Raw genomic sequence first — 24390 nt, 5'->3', positions numbered from 1 at the left:
AAATCGTTAGGCGAGGGGGACACCAAGGCGACGTGCCACTTCGACATAGGCCTCGACCACTCCACCGAGACCCCGACGGAAGCGGTCCTTGTCCATTTTCTCCAGGTTCTGGGCATCCCAAAGGCGGCAACCATCCGGGCTGAACTCGTCGCCCAAACGCAGCTCTCCGTGATAACGCCCGAATTCGAGCTTGAAATCCACCAGAATCAGGCCAGCACGAGCGAAGAGTTCAACCAGCAGGACATTCACCCGCTCCGTCCAGCGCGTCATCGCCGCCACTTCGTCCTCAGTCGCCCAGCCAAAGCTGCGGATATGCGAACGATTGATCATGGGGTCGTGCAGGCTGTCGTTCTTGAGGAAAAATTCCTGTACCGGCGGCTCCAGAACTCGTCCCTCCTCGATCCCCAGGCGCCGACAAAGCGAACCAGCGGCGCGATTGCGGATCACACATTCCACCGGGATCATTTCCAGACGCTGCACCACCGACTCACGCGCCCCAGTGCGACGCAAAAAGTGCGTAGGTACGCCCGCCTGCTGCAAATATTCCATGATGAACGCATTGAAGGCGTTGTTCACCTCGCCCTTTTGCGCCAACTGCTCGAGTTTTTCCCCGTCGAAGGCGGAGGTGTCGTCCTTGAAATACAGGATCAACTCGTCGGGATTCTCGCCCGCGTAGACGATTTTGGCCTTACCCTCGTATAACTTTTTGCGATCGCTCATGTGGGTCGGCCTTCCGGGAACACCCGTGCGAAGATCTTGTCAATCTCCTTGCGGTGGTAGGCAAGATCAAAAAGCTCGCCAAGCTCGGCGGCGCTGAGATAGCGCTGTACGTCACCGTCCGCCAGCAGCAGGGTCTGAAAATCCAATCCTTCCTGCCAGACCCGCATGGCGTTGCGCTGTACTACGCGGTAGGCATCCTCCCGCAGCATCCCCTTCTCTGTCAGCGCCAACAGAACGCGCTGGGAAAAAATCAGACCGTGCGTTTTTTCGAGATTCTCGCGCATCCGTTCGGGGTAGACCACCAGCCCCTCGAGCAGGCCGCTGGCGCGATGCAGCATGAAATCAAGAACGATGCAGGCATCCGGACCAATGACGCGCTCGACACTGGAGTGAGAAATGTCCCGCTCGTGCCACAGAGCGATGTCTTCCAATGCCATCCCGGCATAACCACGCAGCAGGCGTGCCAAGCCGGTAAGGTTTTCGGACAGGATTGGGTTGCGCTTGTGCGGCATCGCCGAACTGCCTTTCTGCCCCGCAGTAAAAGGCTCCTCCGCTTCCAAAACCTCGGTGCGCTGGAGATGCCTAATCTCTATGGCAATCTTCTCGACAGAGCCGCCAATCAGCGCCAAGGTATTGAAAAATTCGGCGTGACGATCGCGGGAAATCACCTGCGTGCTGGCCGCCTCGGGCTGTAGCCCCAGCTCTTTGCAGACTGCTTCTTCGATATCTGGGGAGATGTTGGCAAAGGTACCCACCGCCCCTGACAACATCCCTACCGACACCGCAGCAATGGCGTTTTTCAGGCGCTGCAGATTGCGTTGTGCCTCCGCTCGCCACACTGCCACCTTGAGTCCAAAGGTGACTGGCTCGGCGTGAATTCCATGGGAGCGGCCAATCATCACCGTATCTTTATACTTCCATGCCAGCCGCACCAGTGCCTGATCGAGACGCTGCAGGCCGGTCAACAGCAGCTTGCCGGCAGCCCGCAACTGCAGGGCGAAGCCGGTGTCCACCACGTCGGAAGAGGTAAGCCCCTTGTGGATGAAGCGGCTGGAAGGACCGACAAACTCTGCGACCGAGGTCAGAAACGCGATCACATCGTGCTTGACCTCTTTTTCGATGGTGTCGATGCGCGCGACATCGAACTTCGCCTTACCTTCGATTTCCGCAAGATCCTCTGCGGGAATCTCGCCTTTTGCCGCCAAAGCGCGACAGGCGGCGAGCTCAACCTTCAGCCAGGCGTCATATTTGGCCTCCTGCGTCCAGAGAACGCCCATTTCCGGGCGGGTGTAACGCTCGATCATGAGGCATTCCCTTTCTCTGGCGCCAACGCCGTCTGCAACTTGTCGAGGATATCGACGGCAGCCTTGCTCTCTTCTTCGCTCTGGGCGCTGGAAGACGTCTCCAACACGCTGCCGCTGTCATCCTTCATGGCCAGCAACTTGACCTGCACATTCAGTGGCTTGCTGGGCTTGCCGCCGCCCCAGATGCCCTCGATGCTATGCCAGGCATTGCTGAACATTCCACCCAAAATGCCTTGCGATTTCTTCTGTTCAGAGCCGCCGCGAACTTGCACCGACCAGACGCCAAGAGCCTCGGCATGTACGGGGTGACCCAAACTGTTCAGTGCTAACTGGACGGCAGGCTGCGCCTTGGCCGGCGGCTGATTCAAAACCAGATACGGACCGAGGTCGTCACGATAGCGGGTCACCTTGATCGCAGGCATCTCCGCCATCACTACCGATTGCGCGAGGCGCTTTTGCACGGCCTCCAGCAGATGCCGATTGGCACCCAGATCCGGATCGTGGGGCTGCCAGTCGACAGACTCGGAAGTGGGACTGATCCACTGTCGCTGCTGCGCGAGAGTCAAAAGCTGCGCACCATCTCCCTGCGCTCGCAGCCGGAAGGTGTATTGCATCCGCCGGTTAGCACCGAGGCTATTGCCAAAGATCGAGGTGAGGCCGCCGCGTTGATACTCCCAGTCCGTGACCAGTTCGTTGCGCTCGGAGGAGAAATCCTTGATGCCGATCTTGCGCTTTTCCAGCTCGGCACGGACGGCTGACCAGATCTGTGCTGGCTTGGCCTGCGTACGCAGGGCCAGATCCTTGCCCTGTCCCACCAGAGTGGCCTGCACGCCGGGTACCGTGGGCTCGGCAACTGCACTCTCACCGGGCGCCAGACGCGGCTGAAAGACTTCGTAGCCGTTACTGGTGGTCGCGCTTTGCATACCGGCCTGCTGCACGGCCTCCGCCGCCGTCAGTCCGCCGCCGGGCACGGTGACTCCCGGCTCTGGCGCCGAGGCCAGCAGATCCGGCGGCACCGCCAGGGGCTTCAACAATTTCGCATCGGTATACTCTGGACCAGTATTGGTCTTCAAAAAGGGAATGTAGGAGCAGCCACTCAGACCCAGGCTGAGCAAGGTGGCGGCAACGAGGCTTCGAGCAATCGGTTTACGCATGGGTGCAAGCGTACTCATGAGGCGGGAGAAAGAGGGGCGTTGCTGGCATGCTCCAGAGCGGCACGCAAACGGGCGTGCAGGGGCTCGCTGAGCGGGGTGAGCGGCAGGCGGATGGTGGGGCCTACGCGCTGCATGTCGGCAAGCAGCCATTTCGCCGGAATCGGGTTGGATTCCAGGAAGAGATCGCGGTGGAGCGGCACCAGTGCATCATTGATTCGTCGCGCCCGGGCAAAATCTCCGTCCAGGGCGGCACCCATCATTTGCGCCATGGCTCTGGGGACGATATTGGCGGTGACCGAAATCACGCCGCGTGCGCCAATTGCCATGGCTGCGAGAGCTGCGCCGTCGTCACCGCTGTAAACCTCGATGCTGGCATCACGGGCGGCACAGAGATGCAGAATTTCCGCGACGCGATCGACCTTGCCACTGGCCTCCTTGACGCCGACGATGCAGGGGCGTTCAGCAAGCCGCGCCACGGTCTCCGGCAAGATGTCGCCGGAAGTCCTTCCGGGCACATTGTAGAGGATGATGGGGAAGTGACAGGCGTCGGCAATGGCGCTGTAATGCTGAAAGAGGCCTTCTTGCGTCGGTTTGTTGTAGTAGGGGCTGACCAGCAGTGCGGCATCCGCCTGCACTTCCATGGCCGCACGAGTGAGTTCGATAGCCTCTGCCGTAGCATTGGCACCGGTGCCGGCAATGACGGGAATCCGTCCGTGCACCTGCTCGACCACACTGCGAATGACGGCAACATGCTCCTTGACCGTCAGCGTTGCCGACTCGCCGGTCGTACCTACGGCAACGATCGCGTGCGTGCCTTCGGCAATGTGCCATTCGACCAGATCTCGCAGGGCGCGGTCATCGACGGCCCCGCTGGAATCCATTGGCGTGATCAACGCCACCATACTTCCGTGAAACATCACTGCTCTCCAGCCATATCAGCGCAGACCGGCAAAGGCTGAATGGTACTGGTCGAGGATGATGCTTGGCAAGACGAAGCCCGCCAAGCACTCAGCCATTACACCCAGCTGTCGTCGTCACCACCCATACCGAAATCCCCCGCAGCAGAATCGTCTCCACCCCAGGAAGCGTCGGTCATACCAAACTGGTCGTTCTGGCCAGCCTCGTTGCTGCCAGTATCAGCATCGTGGTGACCAAAGAGACTACCGGCCAAGGCATTACCAGCTGCCATACCCGCGCCGATACCTACTCCGGTGGCAATACCCGAGGCCAGACCGGAACCGATGCCGCCCCCTTGTGGCGCCCCGGCAGGACCGTAAGGCCCCTGCGGACCATAGGTCCCCTGCCCCGGAAATCCGCCCATATTGCCAAAGCCGGGCTGCATCTGGCGGTAGGCCATGGCCTGCTGTTGCCGACGGCGGCGCAGGAACCAGGAAATCCCGGCGATGATGGCAATCAGGCCCAGAAACCAGGCAATGGCTGCGCCCAGTCGGGAATGTGTCTTCTCGCCGACCGCTGCAGTGGAGGAGGATGCTTTCCCGACCTTTTGCTGCAACTGCTTTTCAAAGCCGGCCAACACCTTGGGCTGCACAAAAGACAGGCTGGGGTCGAGGCTCTTCGCCCGCTGCAGGGCGGCAGCCGCTTCCTGCCATTTGCCCTCCTTTGCCAGAAGCCGCGACTCCAGATACTGCGCCTGCGCGGAATTCGGGTGCGCCGAAAGGACCTCGGAAAGCTGCTGCTGCGCCTTTGCGTACTGACCACTCTGGATGGACTGGATGACCTGCGGCACCGACGGCTCCGCCATCGCCATGGGAGAAAGCAACACAAGACTGGAGGCCGCAAGGCCGATGAGAAAGGTACGACGAATCATAGTGAACGCTCCGAAAAACCATCAAGTTTGGTGTACGGGAATATGCGTTGCTTGCGCTGCAAAATCAAGCTCCTTTACATTCTGAAATCATTCGCCTTGGATTGACAAGAGCAGAGGCAGTACGCATTATACCGAACGGTCGGTTAAACCCCTGGAGTCCCCGCCCATGTCCTCTTCCCTGCCCTCTTATCGGTTCCTGGCACTGCTTGTGCCTTTGGCTCTGGGGCTTTCCGCCTGCAGCTTCGAGCCGAAGCTCCGCGTGCCGAGTACCCCCGGCGATCACATCCCCTATGCCGCCTCGGGCAACCCCAAAGGTACGGTATCGGCCGCAGGGGTTGCGGGGACTGCGCAGAAATTCGTCTATGGCAAGGCGCTGGACGAGGAATGGTGGAAGCTCTTTCACTCCCGGGAAATCAACGAGCTGGTGCAAACCGGCCTGAAAAACAGCCCAACGGTAGCGCAGGCACAGGCCCAGTTGCGACAGGCGCAAGCGGAAGAACGAGTGAACGCCAGCATTTTCTATCCTCAGGTCACCGGCAGCCTGCAAGCCACCCGCGCCAAGGCATCTTCGGCGGCCTTCGGTGGTGGCAAGGGCGGTTTCCGCTATTCTCTCGTCACTGGCAGCCTGGGGGTCTCGTATTATCCCGATATCTTTGGTGTGAATCGTCTGGTCTACAAAAACAGTGAAGCCCTGGTCGACTACCAGCGCTGGGAACTGGAGGCTGCGCGCTTGACACTGAGCGGCAACATCGTCACCACCGCCATCGACGCGGCTTCCACGCGGGCGCAGATTGCCGCGACGCAGGAAATCGTCGTACGCGAGAAAAAACTACTACATTTGACCCAGTTGCAATATCAAGCCGGCGCAATCGACGACAACACGGTCGTCACCCAGGCCAGTCAACTGGCCAGCCAGGAGGCGAAACTGCCGCCCCTGCAACAGCAACTTACCGTCTACGATCATCAATTGGCAACGCTACTGGGCGAATTTCCCGGACAGGCCAGGATTCCCGAACTGCACCTGGATCAGATTACCCTGCCGGAGCAGATTCCGGTGAGCCTGCCCTCCACTTTGCTCAAGCAAAGACCGGACATACAGGCAGCACTGGCACAAATGAAGGCCGCCAATGCCACCGTCGGCGAAGCGAAGGCGCAGTTCTTCCCGACCGTTCAGCTCAGCGCCGCTATTGGCTCCACAGCGGCCCATCCGGGACTGTTTTTCGATCCGGTCAGCAGTATCTGGAGCCTGGTGGGCAGCCTATCGCAACCCATTTTTGAGGGTGGCAAGCTGCGCGCACAGGAGTCCGAGGCCAAGGCCGCCTATGAGGTGACCTTTCAGGAATACCGAACCACCGTGCTCGGTGCCTTCGGTCAAGTGGCCAACGCCTTGCGCGCCTTGCAGCGCGATGCCGAAACCCTGCGCGCACAGCAGGCAGCGCTCGAGGCGGCGCGGAAAGCCTTGCACCTGAGCGAGGTGAGCTATCGCAGCGGTGCCAGTGACTATCTCACCCTGCTGACCAGCGAGATTCAGTACAACAGTGCCAGGATTGCCGTAGTGCAGGCGGAATCCCAGCGGTATCAGGATACGGCCGCCCTGCTCGTCGCCATTGGCGGCGGTTGGTGGCATGAGCCCGGCAAAGGGGCACCCAAGCTGCAGGAAGTTTCCCATCCCCCGGTCAAACGCTCCGGAGATCCACAATGAAAAAAGCCTACGCTATCGTCATTCTTGGTTTGGTCATCCTCTTTGGCGGCATCTTTGGCTTCAAGGCCTTCGTCAACCAGATGATTGCCAAGGCCATCGCCAACGCGCCCAAACCGGTGTACTCCGTTTCTGCAGAAAAGGTGCGGGAACAGGAGTGGCATCCTGAGCTGCAGGCGGTCGCCTCCCTCAGCGCCGTTCAGGGCACAGAACTGAGCACGCAGATCGCCGGTAACGTCACTGCCATCCATTTTCACTCGGGCTCTGTCGTACAGGCCGGGCAGCTTCTGGTGCAGATCGACAACAGCAACCAGCTGGCGCAACTGGCGGTGGACCGCGCCAATCTGCATCTCGCCGAGGTCAACCTCAAGCGCACGCAAACCTTGATTGCCGACAAGGCAGCGAGCCAGGCACAGCTCGATCAGGCACAGGCCACCTACGCCGTTGACCAGGCCACCCTGCAAAATGATGAGGCGACCTTGCACAAGCTTGCCATCACCGCACCTTTCAGCGGTCATATCGGGATTCGCAAGGTGAATGTGGGGCAGTATGTGACGCCGGGTACCGCCATTGCCGATTTGCAGAGCTGGGATCCGCTGTACGTCGATTTTACCCTGCCGCAGAGTAATCTCCCGGAACTGCAGGTCGGAACTCCAGTACAATTTCGCTCGGACGCCACTGGCAGCCAGATATTCACCGGCAAGATTACGGCGCTGGGCTCCGCCATCAATGCACAGACGCGGCAGGTCGAGGTTCAGGCAACCCTGAACAATCCCAAGCAGGTCCTGCGTCCGGGAATGTTTGGCAACGTCACGGTGGTCCGTGCCGTAACCCAGAAGGTATTGACGGTGCCCATCGCAGCCATCACCTACAACACCTATGGCAACTTCGTCTATGTCGTCGAAAATAAAACGGTGGATGGCAAAAAGAGCCAGATTGCCGTGCAGCGCGTGGTGCAAACAGGCGAAGAGCGCGATGGTCAGATCGCTATCATCAAGGGCCTGAAGGCCGGCGAGCTCGTCGTCACCGCTGGACAGGTCAAATTGACCAACGACGCGCCGGTCAGCGTCGCCGCGGCACACTGAGGCCATCTTATGCGATTTACGGAAATTTTCGTTCGCCGGCCAGTAATGGCCACGGCACTAAATCTGGTGATTTTTCTGCTGGGCCTGCACGCCTTCCTGATGATGACGGTACGCCAGTATCCAGCCTTGACCAACACCGTAGTCACCATCACCACCGCCTATCCTGGGGCGAGCCCAGCTACCGTGCAGGGCTTCGTGACCACGCGTCTGGAAAAGGTGATCGCCAGCGCGCCGCACATCGACTATCTCACATCGAACAGCTCCGAAGGCACGTCGACCATTACCGTATACATGCAGCTGGGCACCCCGCCGAGTTCTGCCCTGGCCAACATCCAGGCCAAGGTGCAGCAAGTTACGGACCAACTACCGACGGGCAGCCAGTTGCCCGTCATCAACGTCACGGTGGGCAGCACCACCGACCTGATGTACATCGCATTCTATAGCAACACCCTGAATCAGCAGCAGATTACGGACTACTTGCTGCGCGTGGCACAGCCCCAGCTAGCAACCGTACCGGGGGTCGGTGAGGCGCAGATCCTGCCGCCCGGTGCTGGGAACGGCAACACCTATGCCATGCGCATCTGGCTGAATCCGCAGAAGATGGCGGCCCTGGGGATCAGCGCGGCACAGGTGTCGACCGCCCTACAGGCAAATGACTTCATTTCTGCAGTCGGTCAGACACGCGGCAAGACGGTGCAGAACACCATCGTTGCCACCACCAATCTGCACAATGTGCAGGAATTTAAGAACCTCGTCATCAAACAGTCCAGTAACACGCTGATCCGTCTCAAAGATGTCGCCAAGGTCGAACTGGGTGCGCAAAACTATACCTCCTACGCCTTCTTCGACGGGCGCCCAGCGGCCTTCATCGGCATTCAGGAATCGCCATCGGCCAACTCCCTGGATGTTGCCAGTGGCGTCAAGGCAGCGCTGAAGAACATCGACAAGGGCCTGCCACCAGGCCTGCACGAGGCCATCCCCTACGATGCCAGCGTCTTCATCAAGGCCTCATTGGATGAGGTAATGCTGACCATCGGCATTACCCTGGCGGTCGTCCTGCTGGTGATCTTCTTTACCCTGGGTTCTTGGCGCGCAGCGGTTATTCCCGCCGTGGCCATTCCACTGTCGATCATCGGTGCAGGTTTGATCATGTGGGGTCTCGGCTACTCCATCAACCTCATCACCCTGCTCGCCTTCGTTCTGGCCATTGGTCTGGTGGTGGATGACGCCATCATCGTCGTCGAGAATGTCCACCGACACATCGACGAGGGAAAATCTCCTTTCGAGGCAGCGATGCTCACCGGGCGCGAGCTCGGCTCTCCCATCGTCGTCATGTCCACGACCCTGATTGCGGTATTCGCACCCATCGCCTTCATGGGCGGGCTTACCGGGAGTCTCTTTGGCGAGTTCGCCTTTACCCTGGTGGCAGCGGTATTCATTTCGATGATCGTTGCCCTCACCCTTTCACCGATGCTCGCAAGCAAAGTGCTCCGGCGCACCAAGGAGCACGGCTTTGAGCATTTCATCGACCAGCGGTTCAGTGGCCTTTCCCGCTTCTACGACCGCCTACTCCATGGCAGCCTGAATTATGTACCGGTGACGCTACTCTTTGCCGCAGTGGTCTTCGCCAGCATCTATTTCTTGTTCACCACTTCCAAATCGGAACTGGCACCGCAGGAAGATCAGGGGATCATCTTCAGCGCCGATACTGGTGGTCCGACGATCACGCCAAAAGAGCTGGTGAAATATGGGAAACAGGTACTGCACGTGTTCAACCAGTATCCCGAAAAGGCAGCGACCTTCATGGTAACCGGTATATCCACCGGTAGTGGTGCCGGCAGCAACAGCATGTTCGCTGGCATGCGCTTGACGCCATGGGATCAGCGCAGCGTAACGGCGATGCAGCTTCAGCCCAAGATCCAGCAGGCGTTGCAGTCGGTTACCGGACTGCAGACGGCCTCTTTCTTACCACCTCCGTTGCCGGGCTCGTCCGGTGGTCTGCCGGTGCAGTTCGTCCTTCAGAGTCCCGGCAGCTACGCCAAGCTCGACAAGGTGGCGGATCAAGTCGTCGGCGCCGCCTACCAGAGCAGATTGTTCTTTTATGTAATGAAAGACCTCCGCATCGACAATCCCGAAGTGGTACTGAAAATCAACCGCAATCTTGCGGGTAACCTAGGCATCTCCATGGCCGACATCGCCCAGGATCTGCAGCCGCTGCTCGGTGGCAACTACGTCAATCGCTTCGATATGGATGGGCGCAGTTACAAGGTCATTCCACAGGTTCCCGACCGCTTTCGTGCCGATCCCGGTATGTTGAAGCACTATTACATCAGTACGGCCAGCGGCGCGCTGGTGCCGCTGTCGACGGTGGTCAGCATCGAAACGCGTACTGAACCACAATTTCTGCCACAATTTGATCAGCTCAACGCGGCGACCATCCAGGCCATTCCCAAGCCCGGAGTGAGCATGGGACAGGCGCTTGGCTTCCTGCGTCAGGCGGCGGAAAAGGTGATGCCCAGTGACTACCAGGTGAACTACGCGAGCCAATCACGCCAGTACGAGCAGGAGAAAGGTGGGCTGCTGGTCACCTTCCTGCTAGCCATTCTGTTGATCTATCTGTTGCTTTCGGCACAGTTCGAGAGCTTCCGCGATCCACTGATCGTTCTGATCACCGTGCCGATGTCGATCAGTGGCGCGCTCATTTTCATCAGCTTGGGCTTTGGTTCCATCAACATCTACACTGAGGTGGGTCTGATCACCCTGATCGGTTTGATTGCCAAGCAAGGTATCCTCATCGTCCAGTTTGCCAACAGCATTCAGTTGCACGATGGTCTCGACAAACGCGCGGCGGTCGAAAAGGCATCCAGTATCCGTCTGCGACCGATTCTGATGACGACGGCGGCGATGGTGCTTGGCGTAATGCCCCTGGTATTTGCGACGGGGCCCGGCGCGGTCTCGCGTTACCAGATGGGTCTGGTCATTTGTACCGGCTTGGCCATTGGGTCCCTGTTCTCGCTCTTCGTAGTGCCTGCCATGTACATGGCCCTCGCCAAAGACATTCGCGACAAACGAGCACAGCTGCTGGGGGGAAGCACCAGCGAGTCGGTCTGAGAGAATCACCAGGCTTACCCAGGATAGCGCCGCCTCGTGCGGCGCTTTTTTGCGCGCCTGGGAAGGTTGCAGCATGGCCTACAGGATGCTGCAAATGGTGCAGTTGCAGAATCAGCCGCAGCGTTTGTTACGAGAAAAGCTGCGAAAATAGTTGCAGATTTTGGCGATTTGTAACCCCTTGCAGAACTTCTAATATTCTGATTTTACGGAAGTTTTTATGAGTTATCTGCTTGGATTCGATGCGAGAAAGTGGCGGAGAGAGAGGGATTCGAACCCTCGATGGAGTGTTTAGCCCCATACTCCCTTAGCAGGGGAGCGCCTTCAGCCTCTCGGCCATCTCTCCGACGCGCGGAGTGTACCGCGTAGTCACACCGCACGTCAAAAAATGGGGCTCGCGGATGGTATTGGGCACGAAAATCCGTCGGACCTGAAACCAGGCAACGCGCAGGTCTCACTCAGCCATGTTTTGCTGCTGCGTAGGAGCACCACTTCGTGTCTCGCTGGGACTCTGCAGGGTCCCAGCGTCCTCTCGGTTACCCTCTCTCGCCTGACTCTCTTCGAGATCGTCTGGCTCGCTTGTGGTTTCGCCAGCAGGGCTGCTGATCTGACCGGTGCGTTGTTGTTGTAGGGCCGGGGCGATTGGAATCATCGTGGAAAATCCACCAACACCCGACCGGGCCTTGGCAGAGCTGTCTCTTACCACAGCCGAACTGGCAGTAGCGGAAACCGGAGCGGACTGGGTCGCAGCAGACGGTTTCGCGCTACGCAATGGCTGGGTAGCAGGCGCAGCGTTGACAGAGACCGCTTTGACCGGTAGCGGATTCCGATAGCCCATCTGGTACAAGGTCCGGAGCACTGCCTGCATCAGCGCCTGCGCACCATCCCAATTGAGATGGACCTGATCCGCCACAAAATAGCTCGGGTGACCGTCACTAATGCGGTTCCAGTGTAGCAAGGTGATATTGGGATACTTGGCTGCCGCACGATCATACATACTGCGCACTTCATTTTCCCACGGGCGCGGTACGGACGGAACGATCAACAGTATCTTTCGATCCCCCACTGCCTGCACAAAACTCTCTAGATCAGGCCACTGAACATAGCCATTGCTGCCTAACTCGACCACGACATAGGCAACCTTGGCATAGGCCGGATCCTGAAACATTTTCTGCAGAACCGCCTGCGCCCGGAAAAACGAGCGGCCCACCTGACCATCCAGAATCCCATTCGGAATCATGTGGATTACGTACCCCGACCAACCCAGCAGAATAGAGTCAGTAATGAACAATACCTGTTTTTCAGGATAGGCTGGATTACTGCGTAGCTCTTGCCCGTTATACAAAAAGCCCAGACCGGGATGAGGCTGCCACTGCATCAGATCGGCATTACTTTCCAGGGCCTTGTTGGCCCGGGAATCCGCGTGTGCCTCTGCCTCGGCAGCTGAAAGGGTCTTAGCGCCCGTTAGTGCTTGCAGATCCCGTCCCATGCTGGCCACCCGTTTCTCCAGATATTGCCGATAGAGCGCATCATGCTGCGCCTGCGCTTGCTGACGCACTGCTTCCTGTCCCAGGCGATTGGCCTGCCACCAGCCCCCGCTCGCCAGCGCCAGCAAGACCAGCACCAACACGAATGCCCCCCTGCCTACCCCATGTCGCGCCTGTTTTTGAAAGGCTGCCTGCAATGGCAGCTCCAGCAGCAGGTAGGTCAGCACCGACAACAACAGCAGTAAAGAGAGCGAAAACAACACCTGGCTGGCAATGGAAGTCTGTGGGAAGTAATAGTGAACCAGGGCAACGACCGGAACATTCAAGAGATACAGGGAATAGGACATCTCCCCTAGCTTACCCAAAACCAGCAGTCGCAGGCGCGGCAACCAGGCCGCACGCGCGGCAGCAAGCAGAAAGACCAAGCCAAGGGCGGTGGCAGCAAGGGAGAAATACACAAAATTCTCGTAGGGTGCCCAAATAAAAAGTGCCAGCAGCAGCAGAAGGGCAAGGATACCCAGGCCGTCGAAGCTACTCCGTCCTACCTCCCGAGGCCGGGCCCAGCCCAGTTCGGTCAGTAATGCGCCGGCAAGATAGGGAAAAGCATGGCTGGGAAGCACATAGGCGGCATTCAAATTACCCTGGCGCATCAGCCACCAGGCAGACCCCAAACTTACGCAAAAGAGCACCGGCAGCACCGTCCGGTACAGCCACTTTCTAGGCAACGAAGTGCGCAGTAAGAAGTGCAGCAGATATAACTGACCCAAAAGGGAAATGAACCACATCCCCAAAAACGGATGCGGGTAACTGTATACCTGGAAATAGGGGATGTGATGGAGGACCAGATAAAAATTGTAGCCCAGGATCGCCGAGTACCACACGGGTGCCCATCCCGTGAGTAGGTCGGTCGACCAAAGGAGTATCGCGAGGATCGCGGTAACCGCCAGCATGGGAACGAGAATACGAGAAAATCGTCGAGCAAAAAAATCCTTGCTACGCTGCGCCAATGTACTCTGGCGCCCGCGCTCCAGCGATTTTTCGATCAGAAATCCCGATAACAGGAGAAAAATATCGACTCCCAGATAGCCACCGGAAAACCAAGGGTAGGCAAAACTGATGGTGTCATGAATATGGAACGCGATGACCGCAAAAATAGCCAAGAACTTCAAATAATCAATATATGGCAGCACGATTTTTTACCGGAAAGAAAAGATTAGTTGTTCTTGTTGGCAATCACTTTTTCCAGATCACGGGCAATGGCATGCACCATGACCTGGATTCCCATCCAGGTCGGGTGCACCCGATCGGTCCAGAAATAACTGGGATGGTTTCGACTCAGCAAGTCCCAGCGCACCAGATGGACGTTGGGATGGGTAGCGGCGGCCTGAAGATAGAGATCTTGCACCTCGTGCTCCCAGGATCTCGGCATTTCCGGCATCACCAGCAGCACCTGACGATCGCCGACCAGGCGTAGAAAGGTTTGCAGATCCTGGGGCGAAACCTCACCGTTGGTCCCCAACTCCACTACCACATACCCGACTTTATGGGTCATCCCCGCTTCCTGCAGGGTTCGCCAGATGGGGATAATGGCAGAAAACTGTCGCCCGACCCGGCCATCGAGGAAAGCATTGGGAAAGACATGGGCAAAATAGCCAGACCAACCCGTCAGGATGCTATCACCAATGATGATCACACCAGTGGGACCCAAGCTGGGAAAGCGGATGACTGAGTGGGCGTCGAGCACGTAGCCAGGATCGGGGCTCTGCTGGAAATCCTTGCGCGCATCGATGATTGCCATGCGATCCAGATAACGGTCGCCGGGGGCAGCCGTGCTTTTGGGCGCCAGAGTCCTGACGGTCGTCGGTAGCACGGGCTGTGGCGCGGCGGTCTGGGGAAGAGATTGCGCACAGGAGCTCAGCGAAAGAATTGCGGCACCGGCTAGCAGGCGTGCCCAGCGATACGGCTTCATGAAACTTGATTTGGGGCCGGAAAGCCCCTGTCCTTTACCCGCCTCCACCATACGTCGACGCCCTCTTTTACCAGCCGTTTCCTGGCGCGGACCCGGAACTGGGGCGCCCTCCCTTTGGAGCCCTGCTCCTCGGGTCGGATAATAGCAAAGGAAGAGAAATAGCAAAAAGGGAATCCGACAGAGTCCTTCCACGCGCGTGCCCGCAATGAGGCGCCACGCCCCAACAAACCAGCTTTTGGCAATGCCTAGCGAGATGCACCCGGCTTGTCCTACAATGAACCGAAGCGCTCATAGCTCAATCGGATAGAGCAACGGCCTTCTAAGCCGTAGGTTGGGGGTTCGATTCCCTCTGGGCGCGCCAAATCTTTTTGCCGGACACCCACCCTCGCGGCACGCAGGATGGTGAAGCGGAGCCAATCCAAGGAGCGAATCGTGAACAGTTATACCGCGCATCCTCGCCAGGGCGATAAAGCCAACTCCCCCTTCTTTGAAGAGTGGCTGCCTCGCCTTCTGGAAGAGCGGGACAGGCTCGGACTGACCGAAAACATCCGTCGCATCGATGCGTTGATGATGACTCTCGAACCGGGACATTCCGCCGCGTACATCCGCGAACTCTGTTTGATGACTCCCTACAACTATCTGGTCACGCTCGACACCGACCAGCATCTGACCCACATCTTGCGTATCGACATGAATTATCCGGATGTGTTGGTACGGGAGGTCAAGAATCCAGATTTGCGCGGCATTTTTCGCAGCCTGAACGAGGTGTATCCGATAGGCGCGAAGAAGCCAAATTCCCGCTACATGGGAGAGATTTTTCAAGTAGAAAATCTGCACGAGGTAGTCGAAATCCAGAAAAGCCGTGAAGTCCGTTTTTTCAACCAGGAGCAAATTCGGCAGATGGAGCTCCCGGGAAACATGGCGATCGTAAAGCCCTCACCCTATACTCACAATATCATCGGGTATTGGGAGCGCCCGGATAACGATATTCGCGTCTATGCCCTAGGAAATTCACGCATCGACCCAGAAATGCAGGCGGCGTTTGAGCAAGCGCAAGAGCTGCGAGAGCGACTAAAAATCAGCGAACTTCTCTTGCCAATCGATCATTTGGCTACCCGCGTCTATAGCCAGAATCGAGAAGTTGCCATTCTCGAGTACCTTGGATTATCCAGTTACTACTACTGGGGATCCTACGACATCCCCGATCAAAACTCATCCACCAACGTCACCAAAAGCCTGCACTATGATGACGTTCTGCACACACCGGCAAAGGTTTTCACGGCGGCCAATCATCCGTATTTTTGCAATCATCTACTGCAAATTCCCTCCCCTACGGAATCTTTTGTTCGCAATTTTGGCCCGCGTTTGCACCATATTGCCATTGCGGTACGCGATGGCAACACGCAGGGCAAAACCAACATCGATTATGTAGTGTCCAGTCTGGCGGAGTGCGGGCAGGAATTCCTGCTGCAGGTGATTGGCTCCGAGCAGGAGGGACTGAAGCAGATTTTTTCTCGTGCCTCGACGCATACCTCGCTCATTATCGAGTACGTGCAGCGCTTTCATGGCTTCCAGGGATTTTTTACCAAGGACAACGTCGCCGACCTTACCGCTGCGGCGGGAACGGAGGAAAGCCTGCGAAGTCTCGAATCGGAATCGAGACAGTAACATGCGCTGTGCCCGGTCCCTTCTCCGGGCGAAATCCCTACTCGATGGTGGGGTCAATGAGCACTGCTGCGGCTGCCTGCGCCTTTTGATCGTCATGCAGCAAGTAGACGAGGCGCCAGGAGCGGCCGCAAATCCCGTCGGTCGTCTGCGATTACTTTCTCGGTGATGACTCCTCGTCGCAGATCGGTAGTCAGCTGGCTGCAGCTGCCGGCGCCAAGCTTCAGGTCGGAGCAGGCGATGCCGCCAATGACGTGAATCGCAGGAGCGATTCGGAAAGCTGCATCAGCCAAGCAGGACGGTGTTCGCGCAGGAGGTCGAGACTGCTGAAGTCCATCGTCATGTCAAACGCAGAGATGCTTCGGTCCCATCCTACCGCTTGGTAATGAAAACGCCCAACTGGGAGCAGTTGGGCGTTAAATAGTGGTGGAGCGGAGGAGGATCGAACTCCCGACCTTCGCATTGCGAACGCGACGCTCTCCCAGCTGAGCTACCGCCCCAACATTGAGGCGAGATGATAGCCGCTACGCTCCGCAAATGCAATGCGATCCGGCATGCTTTCCTGCGCAACGAAGCGGACCCCATAGACTAACGTCTTGGCAGCGCCTGCCAGACGGCAGATCGTGGAGTCTGGGTCCGCGATCCCTCTCGCCCGCAGAATGCCGATAGCTAACTGAAGGATGACTACAAACGACTCAGACTAGCTAATGGCGCCGCCCCACGACGACAACATCACTGCCGACAGGATGGATGCTGGCGGCAAGACCGGCAGCAGAAAGGGCTTGGGAGATCTCTTTCGGCCGCAGGAAATGATTTCCTTGCACGTGTTCCGTGAGATTCTGGAAGGCCATGCCGCGGTAAGCCGGTTCGCGCAGGAGCAGGGTGTCATCGGGCCAGGCCGGCTCCCAGATCACCACTGCGCCCCCCGGACGCAACTCTTCATGCAGACGCGCGAACAGCTCTCCCCGTTCTTCCCACACGTGGTGCAGCGCCCGATTCATGGCGATGAGATCAGCAGGCTCGGGAAGTCGAAACTGATGAATGTCACCTTCCGCAAAGTGGAGACGTTCGCCCAGCCCCTCTGCAGCAGCCAGCGCACTGGCCTGGCGCACATTCTCGGCAAAGCCATCGAGCCCCAAACCCCGCATCTGCGCGCATTTGCCCAGTAAGGCGCGCAGGTACCAGCCGTTTCCGCAGCCCAGGTCCACCGCGAGCCCCTGGCGGGCATTCATTTCCGCAAATACTGGGACATTGGGCACGATCTTTTCCTCGAAAGTGCTGCGGAAATTGTGCTCCAACATACTTCCAAACCACGGCAGAATCGTCTCGCGCTCGGCGAGCACCTTCTCGCCTGGCCGCTCTCCAGTACGCATCAGACCCGCCGCCCGTTCGGCCATGTGGGCACCCAGAACCGCCCCCACGGCGGCCGCCATCCGGCTATCCGGCCGCTCCGGACGCATACGGTCGCCATCCTCGCTCAAAACAAAGCCTTCGCCGTGCCGTTCCAGCCAGGAAAAGGCATACGCCGCATCGCACCAGCGCTGCAGGTATCCCATATCCATGTCCGTTGCTTGGGCCAACTCTGCCGGCGTTGCCGTCCGCAAACGATGCAAGGTAGAAAACAAACCATTCACCACCCCAATGAAGGCAATATGCAGAGACATCGCTCCCTGCGCCCGGCTCCGCAACTCTTCCGCCGAAATCATGGCTCGCTCCTTTTTTCGATCACACAAGATACTTGATGCCGACGATCGCCAGCACGACCAGCGTCGCCCGCAAAAACAGTTTTTGATTGATTCTGAAGTGCAGATGATTCCCGGCCCAAAGCCCAACCAGACTCGCCGGCGCCAAGGCCAGAAAACCCAAGGCCAGCGGCCCGGTAAGCAAAGCCAGAAAAATATACATGAGACCTCGCACGATATTGTCCGTCAGCGCAATCCCTTGAAAAGTCGCGCGGAAGGCGCGTTTATCGAGGTGGCGCATCTGCAGGTAGGCAACGATGGGCGGCCCACCGCCGCCATAGAGGCTACCGATGATTCCGCCGAAGGTCCCCAGCGGCACACCCCAGGGTAAGGACAGACGCGGCAATCGTTCCGGCTTGAGCAACGTCGCATAGGCCACATAGGCCAGGATGAAGACTCCCAGAAAGCGCGTCAGCTCTTGGGCGTCGCTGTCGGCCAGAATAAAGGCACCCACCAGAAGTCCCAACAAGCTACCTGGCACCAGCCAGCCCAGTTCCGGCCAGCGAATTTCGCGAAAATCATAGGCACCCAACAGCACCGAACCCAACAGATCGAGCAGCAGTACGACCGGCACGACTTCCTTGATCGGAAAGAACAGGGTCAGCAACGCCACGGAAATCAGACCGGAACCAAAGCCGATCACCGCACGTACATAAAACGCAAGGAAGACAATCGCGCCAGCGATGGCCCATAGCCCCGGGTGCACCCAGAGACTACTGGCAGCCAGACTGACAGAGGCCGGATCGCCGACCAGAACATGCATAGTATGTCTCCAAAAACCTATTGAAAAATAGAGAAAAGCGCCTAAACTCTAAACCATAACTTTAGCATGGAGCGGTGCCACCATGGTCCCGGTACAGAAACAAGTTCGCAACACCTTGTATTTTTTGATTTTTTCCATTCTCTGCTGGCTCGGTCTTGGCAACATGGCACAGGGCGAGGAAATCTCCACCCTGCCGCCCATCGATGCGCGATCCTACATCCTCATGAATGCCGAAACGGGGCAGATCCTCGCCGCCAAAAACGCGTACAAGCCCTACGCCATCGCCAGCCTGAGCAAGTTGATGACCCTCTACCTGCTGTTTCAGGACATCGACTCCGGACATTTGCAACTGCACGGGCAATACACGCCCTGCCCAGCGGCGTTGCATACCGGTGGCTCGTCGATGTTCCTCCGTGCCGGCCTGCCCTTCAGTCTGGCCCAGCTCATCTTGGGCATGACGGTGCCCTCGGGTAACGACGCTGCCGTAGAGGCTGCCGTCCTGGTCGGCGGAAATGTCCCCCATTTTGTGCAAAAAATGAACCGCACCGCGCAAGCTCTCGGCATGCTCTCCACCACCTACAACAACCCCGACGGCCTGCCCCATCCCAACAATTTCTCCAGTGCCTATGACCAAGCCGTCCTCACCCGCAACATCCTGCAGCGCTTTCCGCAATATCTGCCTTTTTTCGGCCATAAAAACTTCACCTACGCCGGCATCACCAGTCCCAATCCCAACCTGCTGGTGGGGCGCGTGCCCTTTGTCACCGGCATGAAGAGCGGCTACACCGATGCCGCCGGTCATTGCCTGGTGGTAACCGGCACCCAGGGGAACATGACCCTGATTGCCGTTGTCCTTGGCGTCCCCTCCTTTACCAATGAGAGCCGCGGCTTCTGGAAGGCATCCTGGGCAGGCCTCAAGCTGCTGGATTGGGGCTTCGCCCGCACCCTCTGGCTGCCGCAGGCCGGTGGTCTCGAAAGCACCGCCGAAGAGCAATGACTCAATGACCAGACGCCTCGCCTTCCTCCGCAGGCTCGGGGGGGCGGCGTAAAAGCAGCACCAGCGGAATCAAGACGAGAAAGCTGTAAAAGGCCAGGATGAGTGCATCCAGTACGCCGCGCATCCCCGCCTGCGGCAACACCACCAAGTTACCCAGCACCTGCCATGCACGCGGACTCTCGCCCATCCCCATCGCCGCAATGAAACGGTGAAATGCCGGATTGAAGGGGTTGATATGGCCACCCATCTGGTTCCAACCCATCTGCCGGCCTTCCGTCATTACCGTCGAAACGATGGCGATGCCAATGCTGCCGCCTAGGGTGCGCATCAGGTTGAAGATGCCCGACCCCTCCGCCTGATCCTTTTTGTCGATCGTCGAGAAGGCCAAGGTAAAGAGGGGGATGCTGACCAAGCCCAGGCCCAGGCCACGAATGAATGACGGCCAGATCACCCAGGCCATATTGATGTCGAGATTGTACTTGGTGGTATACCAACTACCGAGAGCACCGAAGAAAATCCCCAGCAGGACGATGTTGCGCGGATTGACGTTGTGCGCAAGTAGACGCCCGGCAATCAGCATCGCGAGCATGGCACCAATCCCCTGCGGTGCCATGACCAGACCGGTGGTGAAGGCCTCATAGTGCAGAAAATCTTCGAGCATGATCGGCAGGATGACCATCGCCCCAAACAAGGCCAGGCCGAAGATTCCGATGCCCGCGCTGCCAAGCGACAGATTGGCGTCCTTCAATAGGCGCAGATTCACCACCGGATGCTCCACGGACAGAGAGCGCCACACGAAAAACAGCAATCCCAAGACGGAAACCAGGCTCAGGATGATGATGGTGTGCGAACTGAACCAGTCATCTTCATTACCCAGGCTGAGTACACCCTGCAGAGCCCCAAAACCCAAGGCCATGAGCGCAAATCCCAGCCAGTCCACCGGACGGGGGTGATCGCTGCGCCCGATGTTGGGCACCGCCTGAAGTAGCAAAAACGCGAGAATGCCGAAGGGGATATTAACGTAAAAGACCCAGCGCCAGCTCAAGGTATCGGTGAGCCAGCCGCCCAAGGTCGGGCCCAGAATCGGCCCCAGCATGATTCCCATCCCGAGGATGGCCATGGCCTGTCCGCGTTTTCGTGCCGGATAGGCATGCAACATGATCGTCTGCCCCACGGGGGCCAGCGAAGCCCCGAAGGTACCCTGCAACAAGCGCCAGAGCACGATTTCCGGCAGGCTGTGCGCCTGCCCGCAAAGCGCCGAAGCCACCACAAAGCCGGCCACGCTCCACAGAATCACCGTGCGCTGCCCATATCGCTCCACCAGCAGACCGGTGAGGGGCAACAGGATCACATTGGCAATCATGTAGCTGGTCAGCACCCAGGTGATCTGATCGCTATTGGCCTGCAGGGAGCCACGCATATAGGTCAGGGCCACGTTGACGATGGTAAGGTCGAGTACCTGCATCACCACCGCCAACATCACCGCTACCGTAATGACAACTACGGAAGTGTTCTCGGATTCGCTCATGGGCCCTCCCCGAATCCTTTCAAGTCTACTGACCGATCGGTCGGTATGCAAGAACGAGATCATTGCTCACAAGGCTTGACCATGGTATTTTCCAATCTGTTGATCGGCTGTTGAGCCGCGCTCCCAGTAGCTAGACTGGCTCAAGTGTTCCAACAACATCGGCTGCAAGCCGGGAAATGGTCGCAAACCCGCAGAAAGGTTTCTGTAGCGACTTCTCGGTGTTGGACCATGACGCAGTCACATCTCAGTTCTTCCGCTTCCCACGCTGTTGTATGCCCGCTCTGGCTGTACCGGTTGCTGCCCTTTCTTCGTTGGTGGCCCCAGATAAATAACAGCTCGCTGCGTGCGGACGTCATCGCCGGGTTGACCGGTGCGCTGATTGTCCTGCCGCAGGGCGTCGCGTTTGCGGTAATCGCGGGGCTACCGCCCCACTATGGTATCTATGCGGCAATCGTCCCGGCTATTATCGCCGCGCTGTGGGGGTCGAGCTGGCATCTGGTTTCCGGTCCGACAACCGCTATCTCCATCGCCGTCTACGAATCGATCGTTACCCACGCCACCCCGGGCAGTCCAGCCTTCATCAGTCTTGCCCTGACGCTGACCTTCCTAGTGGGCGTCTTCCAGTTGGTGCTGGGCTTGGCGCGCATGGGCACCCTGGTGAACTTCATCTCGCATACGGTGATCATCGGTTTTACCGCCGGCGCCGCCATTCTCATTGCCGGGAGTCAGGTTCGACATTTCTTTGGTTTGCCGCTGCCGCGTGGTTTGCCACTCCACGAAACCATCCATCAGCTCTTCGTCCATTGGCACGAGATTAATCCCTACGTCACCAGTGTCGCGCTGGTCACCTTGCTGGCGGGCGTCCTGTTCAAACGATTTCTGCCGCGCATCCCGTTCATGATCGCCGCCATGGTCGTCGGCTCGCTGCTGAGTCTGGCACTGAATGCCAAGTTCGGCGTGACGGCGACCGGCATAAAGACCGTGGGCGCCCTGCCCGCCAATCTGCCCCCCTTGTCTCTCCCGGATTTTTCCTTCACCGCCTTGCACGATATGTTCTTCCCGGCGTTGGTAGTGACCATGCTCGCACTTACCGAAGCCGTCTCCATTGCCCGCTCGGTGGCGACCAAGTCCGGCCAGCGCATCGATGGCAACCAGGAGTTCATCGGTCAGGGACTATCCAATCTCATCGGAAGTTTCTTTTCCGCCTATGCCTCCAGCGGTTCCTTCAACCGCAGCGGGGTAAATTATGCCGCCGGCGCCCGTACCCCGCTGGCGACGGTGTTCGCCTCGGGTTTCCTGCTGCTGATCCTGCTCCTCGTCGGCCCTTTGGCGGCGTATCTGCCCACCGCGGCTATGGCAGGCATCCTGTTTCTGGTGGCCTGGGGTCTCATCGACTTCCACCACATCGGCGCCATCTGGCGGGCCAGCCGCATCGAATCGCTGATTCTCTGGGTGACACTGATCGGCACCGTCATCAATCTCGAAAAGGGCATTTTCTTTGGCATCCTCCTCTCCCTCATCTTTTACCTGTATCGAACCTCTCGACCCAGCGTGCAGGCGGAGGTACCCGATCCAAAACCCGGCAGCTACCACTACATTAGTGCCCAGGGTCATCCCGAATGTCCGCAACTCAAGATCCTGCGGGTCAATGGCTCCCTCTTCTTTGGTGCGGTAGATCATGTCGGCCAGCAATTCTCCGAGGTGGACGAGCACAACCCCAGCCAGAAACATCTGCTGGTGGTGGCAACCGGGATGAACTTTGTCGACATCGCTGGCGGAGAACTCCTCGCGCAGGAGGCGCGGCGACGACGGCGACTGGGTGGCGGGCTATATTTCTATCGCCTGAAGGAGGCCGTGCGAACGAGCCTGGCCCAGGGCGCCTACCTGGAGGAATTGGGAGAGGAAAATTTCTTTCCGGCGGGGACCCGGCCCATCGAAAAGATCTACCCCCGGCTGGACCCCGAAATCTGTCGCCGTTGTACCGCGCGGATCTTTCCGGAGTGCCAACACCACCTACCCAACGGCGAGGCCCGCAACCCTGGTAGCTAGGCAAGCGTCCAGTAACGGCAAAGGTGCCAATGGCTGCCGACGATGCAAACGGGCTATTGCATCACCCGGCCTTTCCGGGTAAAGTTCGCCGCTCCAGGTCCCCATCGTCTAGCGGCCTAGGACACCGCCCTTTCACGGCGGTAACGGGGGTTCGAACCCCCCTGGGGACGCCAGTTTGCGTGCATGTTCCACGCGCTGCTGAAAGCTCAGTCACGTCATGAACCCCCCTATCCTCGTCGTCGGCGGCGCCGGCTACATCGGTTCGCACATGGTCAAGATGCTGGCCCAGGCGCAATATCCCGTCACGGTGCTCGACAACCTATGCACCGGCTTTGCCGATGCCGCCCGCCACGGCGAGCTGGTCACCGGCGATCTGGCGGATACCGTTCTACTCGAACGCCTCTTTGCCGAGCATTCCTTCGCCGCGGTATTCCATTTTGCCGCACTCAGCCAGGTCGGCGAGTCGGTACAGATCCCCGAACGCTACTATCGCAATAACGTCGCCAACACCCTCAACCTGCTTGATGCCATGCGTCGCTACGGCGTGGATCGCTTCATTTTCTCCTCCACGGCAGCCATTTTTGGCGAACCGCAATACACACCCGTCGACGAGCTGCATCCCACCCAGCCCATCAACCCCTATGGGCGCTCCAAGCGCATGGTCGAAGAGATGCTTGCCGATCTAGGGCAGAGCTACGGACTCCGCTCGGTTTGCCTGCGCTACTTCAACGCCGCTGGCGCCGATCCCCATGGCGAGTTGGGCGAGCGCCACGATCCTGAAAGCCATCTGATCCCCCTGGTACTGCAGGCTGCCAGTGGACGACGACCGCAGATTTCCGTCTTCGGCAGCGACTATCCAACCCCCGATGGCACCTGCATTCGCGATTACATCCACGTCTGGGATCTGTGCAGTGCCCATCTCCTAGCATTGGAGCATCTACTGCAGGATGGCGAGAGCATCGCCCTCAACCTGGGCAACGGGCAGGGCTTCTCTGTGCAGGAAGTGATCGACAGCGCACGGCGGGTAACCGGCCAAGAAATCCGCGTCCAAGAACAGGTACGCCGTCCGGGCGACCCCGCGATCCTAGTGGCCGACAGCGCCCGGGCACGTCAGTTCCTGGGCTGGCAACCGAAATATGCCGACCTCGACACCATCATCGCCCACGCCTGGGCCTGGGAGCAGCAGAAAGGCCGACGCTGGTAGCCGGCAGCCGGCAGACGCAGCCCCGTATCCCAGAGATGACCTCTCCGATGCGGCGTTGCGGCACAACGATTTCTAAGGATGCCGGGGA

The 24390-nt window shown here is 58.6% G+C and carries 17 protein-coding genes and 4 tRNA genes; 9 read left to right on the top strand and 12 right to left on the bottom strand.

Annotated elements, in window-relative coordinates:
* Nucleotides 1-6: 6 nt before the first annotated feature.
* From purC to ORD17_RS10230, 5 genes are all read right to left on the bottom strand, one after another.
* Complete coding sequence (gene purC, locus ORD17_RS10250) at nucleotides 7-720, bottom strand: phosphoribosylaminoimidazolesuccinocarboxamide synthase (protein ID WP_308388411.1); 714 nt, start codon at nucleotides 718-720, stop codon at nucleotides 7-9.
* The gene (gene purB, locus ORD17_RS10245; RefSeq protein WP_308388410.1) at nucleotides 717-2024 is read right to left on the bottom strand and encodes an adenylosuccinate lyase; all 1308 of its coding nucleotides are present in this window, start codon (nucleotides 2022-2024) and stop codon (nucleotides 717-719) included. The genes purC and purB overlap by 4 nt, the downstream gene beginning before the upstream one ends.
* The gene (locus ORD17_RS10240; protein ID WP_308388409.1) at nucleotides 2021-3178 is read right to left on the bottom strand and encodes a hypothetical protein; all 1158 of its coding nucleotides are present in this window, start codon (nucleotides 3176-3178) and stop codon (nucleotides 2021-2023) included. The genes purB and ORD17_RS10240 overlap by 4 nt, the downstream gene beginning before the upstream one ends.
* 14 nt (nucleotides 3179-3192) lie before the next feature.
* Nucleotides 3193-4095 (bottom strand): 4-hydroxy-tetrahydrodipicolinate synthase, encoded by a 903-nt coding sequence (dapA, locus tag ORD17_RS10235; protein ID WP_308388408.1) that lies wholly within the window; start codon nucleotides 4093-4095, stop codon nucleotides 3193-3195.
* 98 nt (nucleotides 4096-4193) lie between these two features.
* Complete coding sequence (locus ORD17_RS10230) at nucleotides 4194-5006, bottom strand: tetratricopeptide repeat protein (protein ID WP_308388407.1); 813 nt, start codon at nucleotides 5004-5006, stop codon at nucleotides 4194-4196.
* Between the two features lie 166 nt (nucleotides 5007-5172).
* Here ORD17_RS10230 and ORD17_RS10225 point away from each other — a divergent pair, with 166 nt between their 5' ends.
* Genes ORD17_RS10225 through ORD17_RS10215 form a run of 3 tightly spaced genes read left to right on the top strand, consistent with a single transcriptional unit; the run spans nucleotide 5173 to nucleotide 10901 of the window.
* A complete protein-coding gene (locus ORD17_RS10225; RefSeq protein WP_308388406.1) occupies nucleotides 5173-6708 on the top strand; it encodes an efflux transporter outer membrane subunit in 1536 nt (511 codons plus the stop codon).
* The gene (locus ORD17_RS10220; RefSeq protein ID WP_308388405.1) at nucleotides 6705-7790 is read left to right on the top strand and encodes an efflux RND transporter periplasmic adaptor subunit; all 1086 of its coding nucleotides are present in this window, start codon (nucleotides 6705-6707) and stop codon (nucleotides 7788-7790) included. Before ORD17_RS10225 ends, ORD17_RS10220 begins: the two co-directional genes overlap by 4 nt.
* A gap of 9 nt (nucleotides 7791-7799) precedes the next feature.
* Entirely contained in the window at nucleotides 7800-10901 is a 3102-nt protein-coding gene (locus ORD17_RS10215) for an efflux RND transporter permease subunit (RefSeq protein ID WP_308388404.1), read from the top strand.
* Nucleotides 10902-11151: 250 nt separating this feature from the next.
* Here ORD17_RS10215 and ORD17_RS10210 read toward each other — a convergent pair.
* The 3 genes from ORD17_RS10210 to ORD17_RS10200 form a co-directional block, all read right to left on the bottom strand.
* Nucleotides 11152-11244, bottom strand: a tRNA-Ser gene (locus ORD17_RS10210).
* Between the two features lie 108 nt (nucleotides 11245-11352).
* Entirely contained in the window at nucleotides 11353-13575 is a 2223-nt protein-coding gene (locus ORD17_RS10205) for an acyltransferase family protein (protein WP_308388403.1), read from the bottom strand.
* Between the two features lie 23 nt (nucleotides 13576-13598).
* The gene (locus ORD17_RS10200; RefSeq protein WP_308388402.1) at nucleotides 13599-14405 is read right to left on the bottom strand and encodes an acyltransferase; all 807 of its coding nucleotides are present in this window, start codon (nucleotides 14403-14405) and stop codon (nucleotides 13599-13601) included.
* Nucleotides 14406-14638: 233 nt separating this feature from the next.
* On the opposite strand from ORD17_RS10200, the gene ORD17_RS10195 reads away from it, so the two are divergent.
* Nucleotides 14639-14715 (top strand) — tRNA-Arg (locus ORD17_RS10195).
* Between the two features lie 71 nt (nucleotides 14716-14786).
* Complete coding sequence (locus tag ORD17_RS10190; protein ID WP_308388401.1) at nucleotides 14787-16022, top strand: hypothetical protein; 1236 nt, start codon at nucleotides 14787-14789, stop codon at nucleotides 16020-16022.
* A 421-nt stretch (nucleotides 16023-16443) separates the two neighbouring features.
* Here ORD17_RS10190 and ORD17_RS10185 read toward each other — a convergent pair.
* The 3 genes from ORD17_RS10185 to ORD17_RS10175 form a co-directional block, all read right to left on the bottom strand.
* Nucleotides 16444-16519: transfer RNA gene (locus ORD17_RS10185), tRNA-Ala, on the bottom strand.
* 204 nt (nucleotides 16520-16723) lie between these two features.
* Nucleotides 16724-17725, bottom strand: a complete 1002-nt coding sequence (locus tag ORD17_RS10180) for a class I SAM-dependent methyltransferase (protein WP_308388400.1) — start codon at nucleotides 17723-17725, stop codon at nucleotides 16724-16726.
* A gap of 19 nt (nucleotides 17726-17744) precedes the next feature.
* The gene (locus ORD17_RS10175) at nucleotides 17745-18524 is read right to left on the bottom strand and encodes a sulfite exporter TauE/SafE family protein (protein WP_308388399.1); all 780 of its coding nucleotides are present in this window, start codon (nucleotides 18522-18524) and stop codon (nucleotides 17745-17747) included.
* A gap of 82 nt (nucleotides 18525-18606) precedes the next feature.
* Here ORD17_RS10175 and ORD17_RS10170 point away from each other — a divergent pair, with 82 nt between their 5' ends.
* Nucleotides 18607-19521: a D-alanyl-D-alanine carboxypeptidase family protein gene (locus ORD17_RS10170; protein WP_308388398.1), complete on the top strand. Its 915-nt coding sequence runs from the start codon at nucleotides 18607-18609 to the stop codon at nucleotides 19519-19521.
* 1 nt (nucleotide 19522) lies between these two features.
* Here the strand turns inward: ORD17_RS10170 and ORD17_RS10165 are convergent, their stop codons facing one another.
* Nucleotides 19523-21049 (bottom strand): DHA2 family efflux MFS transporter permease subunit, encoded by a 1527-nt coding sequence (locus ORD17_RS10165; protein WP_308388397.1) that lies wholly within the window; start codon nucleotides 21047-21049, stop codon nucleotides 19523-19525.
* Between the two features lie 228 nt (nucleotides 21050-21277).
* Here ORD17_RS10165 and ORD17_RS10160 point away from each other — a divergent pair, with 228 nt between their 5' ends.
* From ORD17_RS10160 to galE, 3 genes are all read left to right on the top strand, one after another.
* Nucleotides 21278-23098, top strand: coding sequence for a SulP family inorganic anion transporter (locus ORD17_RS10160; RefSeq protein WP_308388396.1), 1821 nt, complete (start codon nucleotides 21278-21280; stop codon nucleotides 23096-23098).
* A 97-nt stretch (nucleotides 23099-23195) separates the two neighbouring features.
* Nucleotides 23196-23271 (top strand) — tRNA-Glu (locus tag ORD17_RS10155).
* Nucleotides 23272-23315: 44 nt separating this feature from the next.
* The gene (gene galE / locus ORD17_RS10150; RefSeq protein ID WP_308388395.1) at nucleotides 23316-24302 is read left to right on the top strand and encodes a UDP-glucose 4-epimerase GalE; all 987 of its coding nucleotides are present in this window, start codon (nucleotides 23316-23318) and stop codon (nucleotides 24300-24302) included.
* The last annotated feature ends 88 nt before the right edge of the window (nucleotides 24303-24390 follow it).

It is taken from the genome of Acidithiobacillus sp. AMEEHan (genome assembly GCF_030996345.1).
In the GTDB taxonomy this organism is placed as follows: Bacteria; Pseudomonadota; Gammaproteobacteria; order Acidithiobacillales; family Acidithiobacillaceae; genus Igneacidithiobacillus.
Note: the sequence above shows the minus strand (reverse complement) of the source record. Positions and strands in the feature narration are given on the sequence as shown.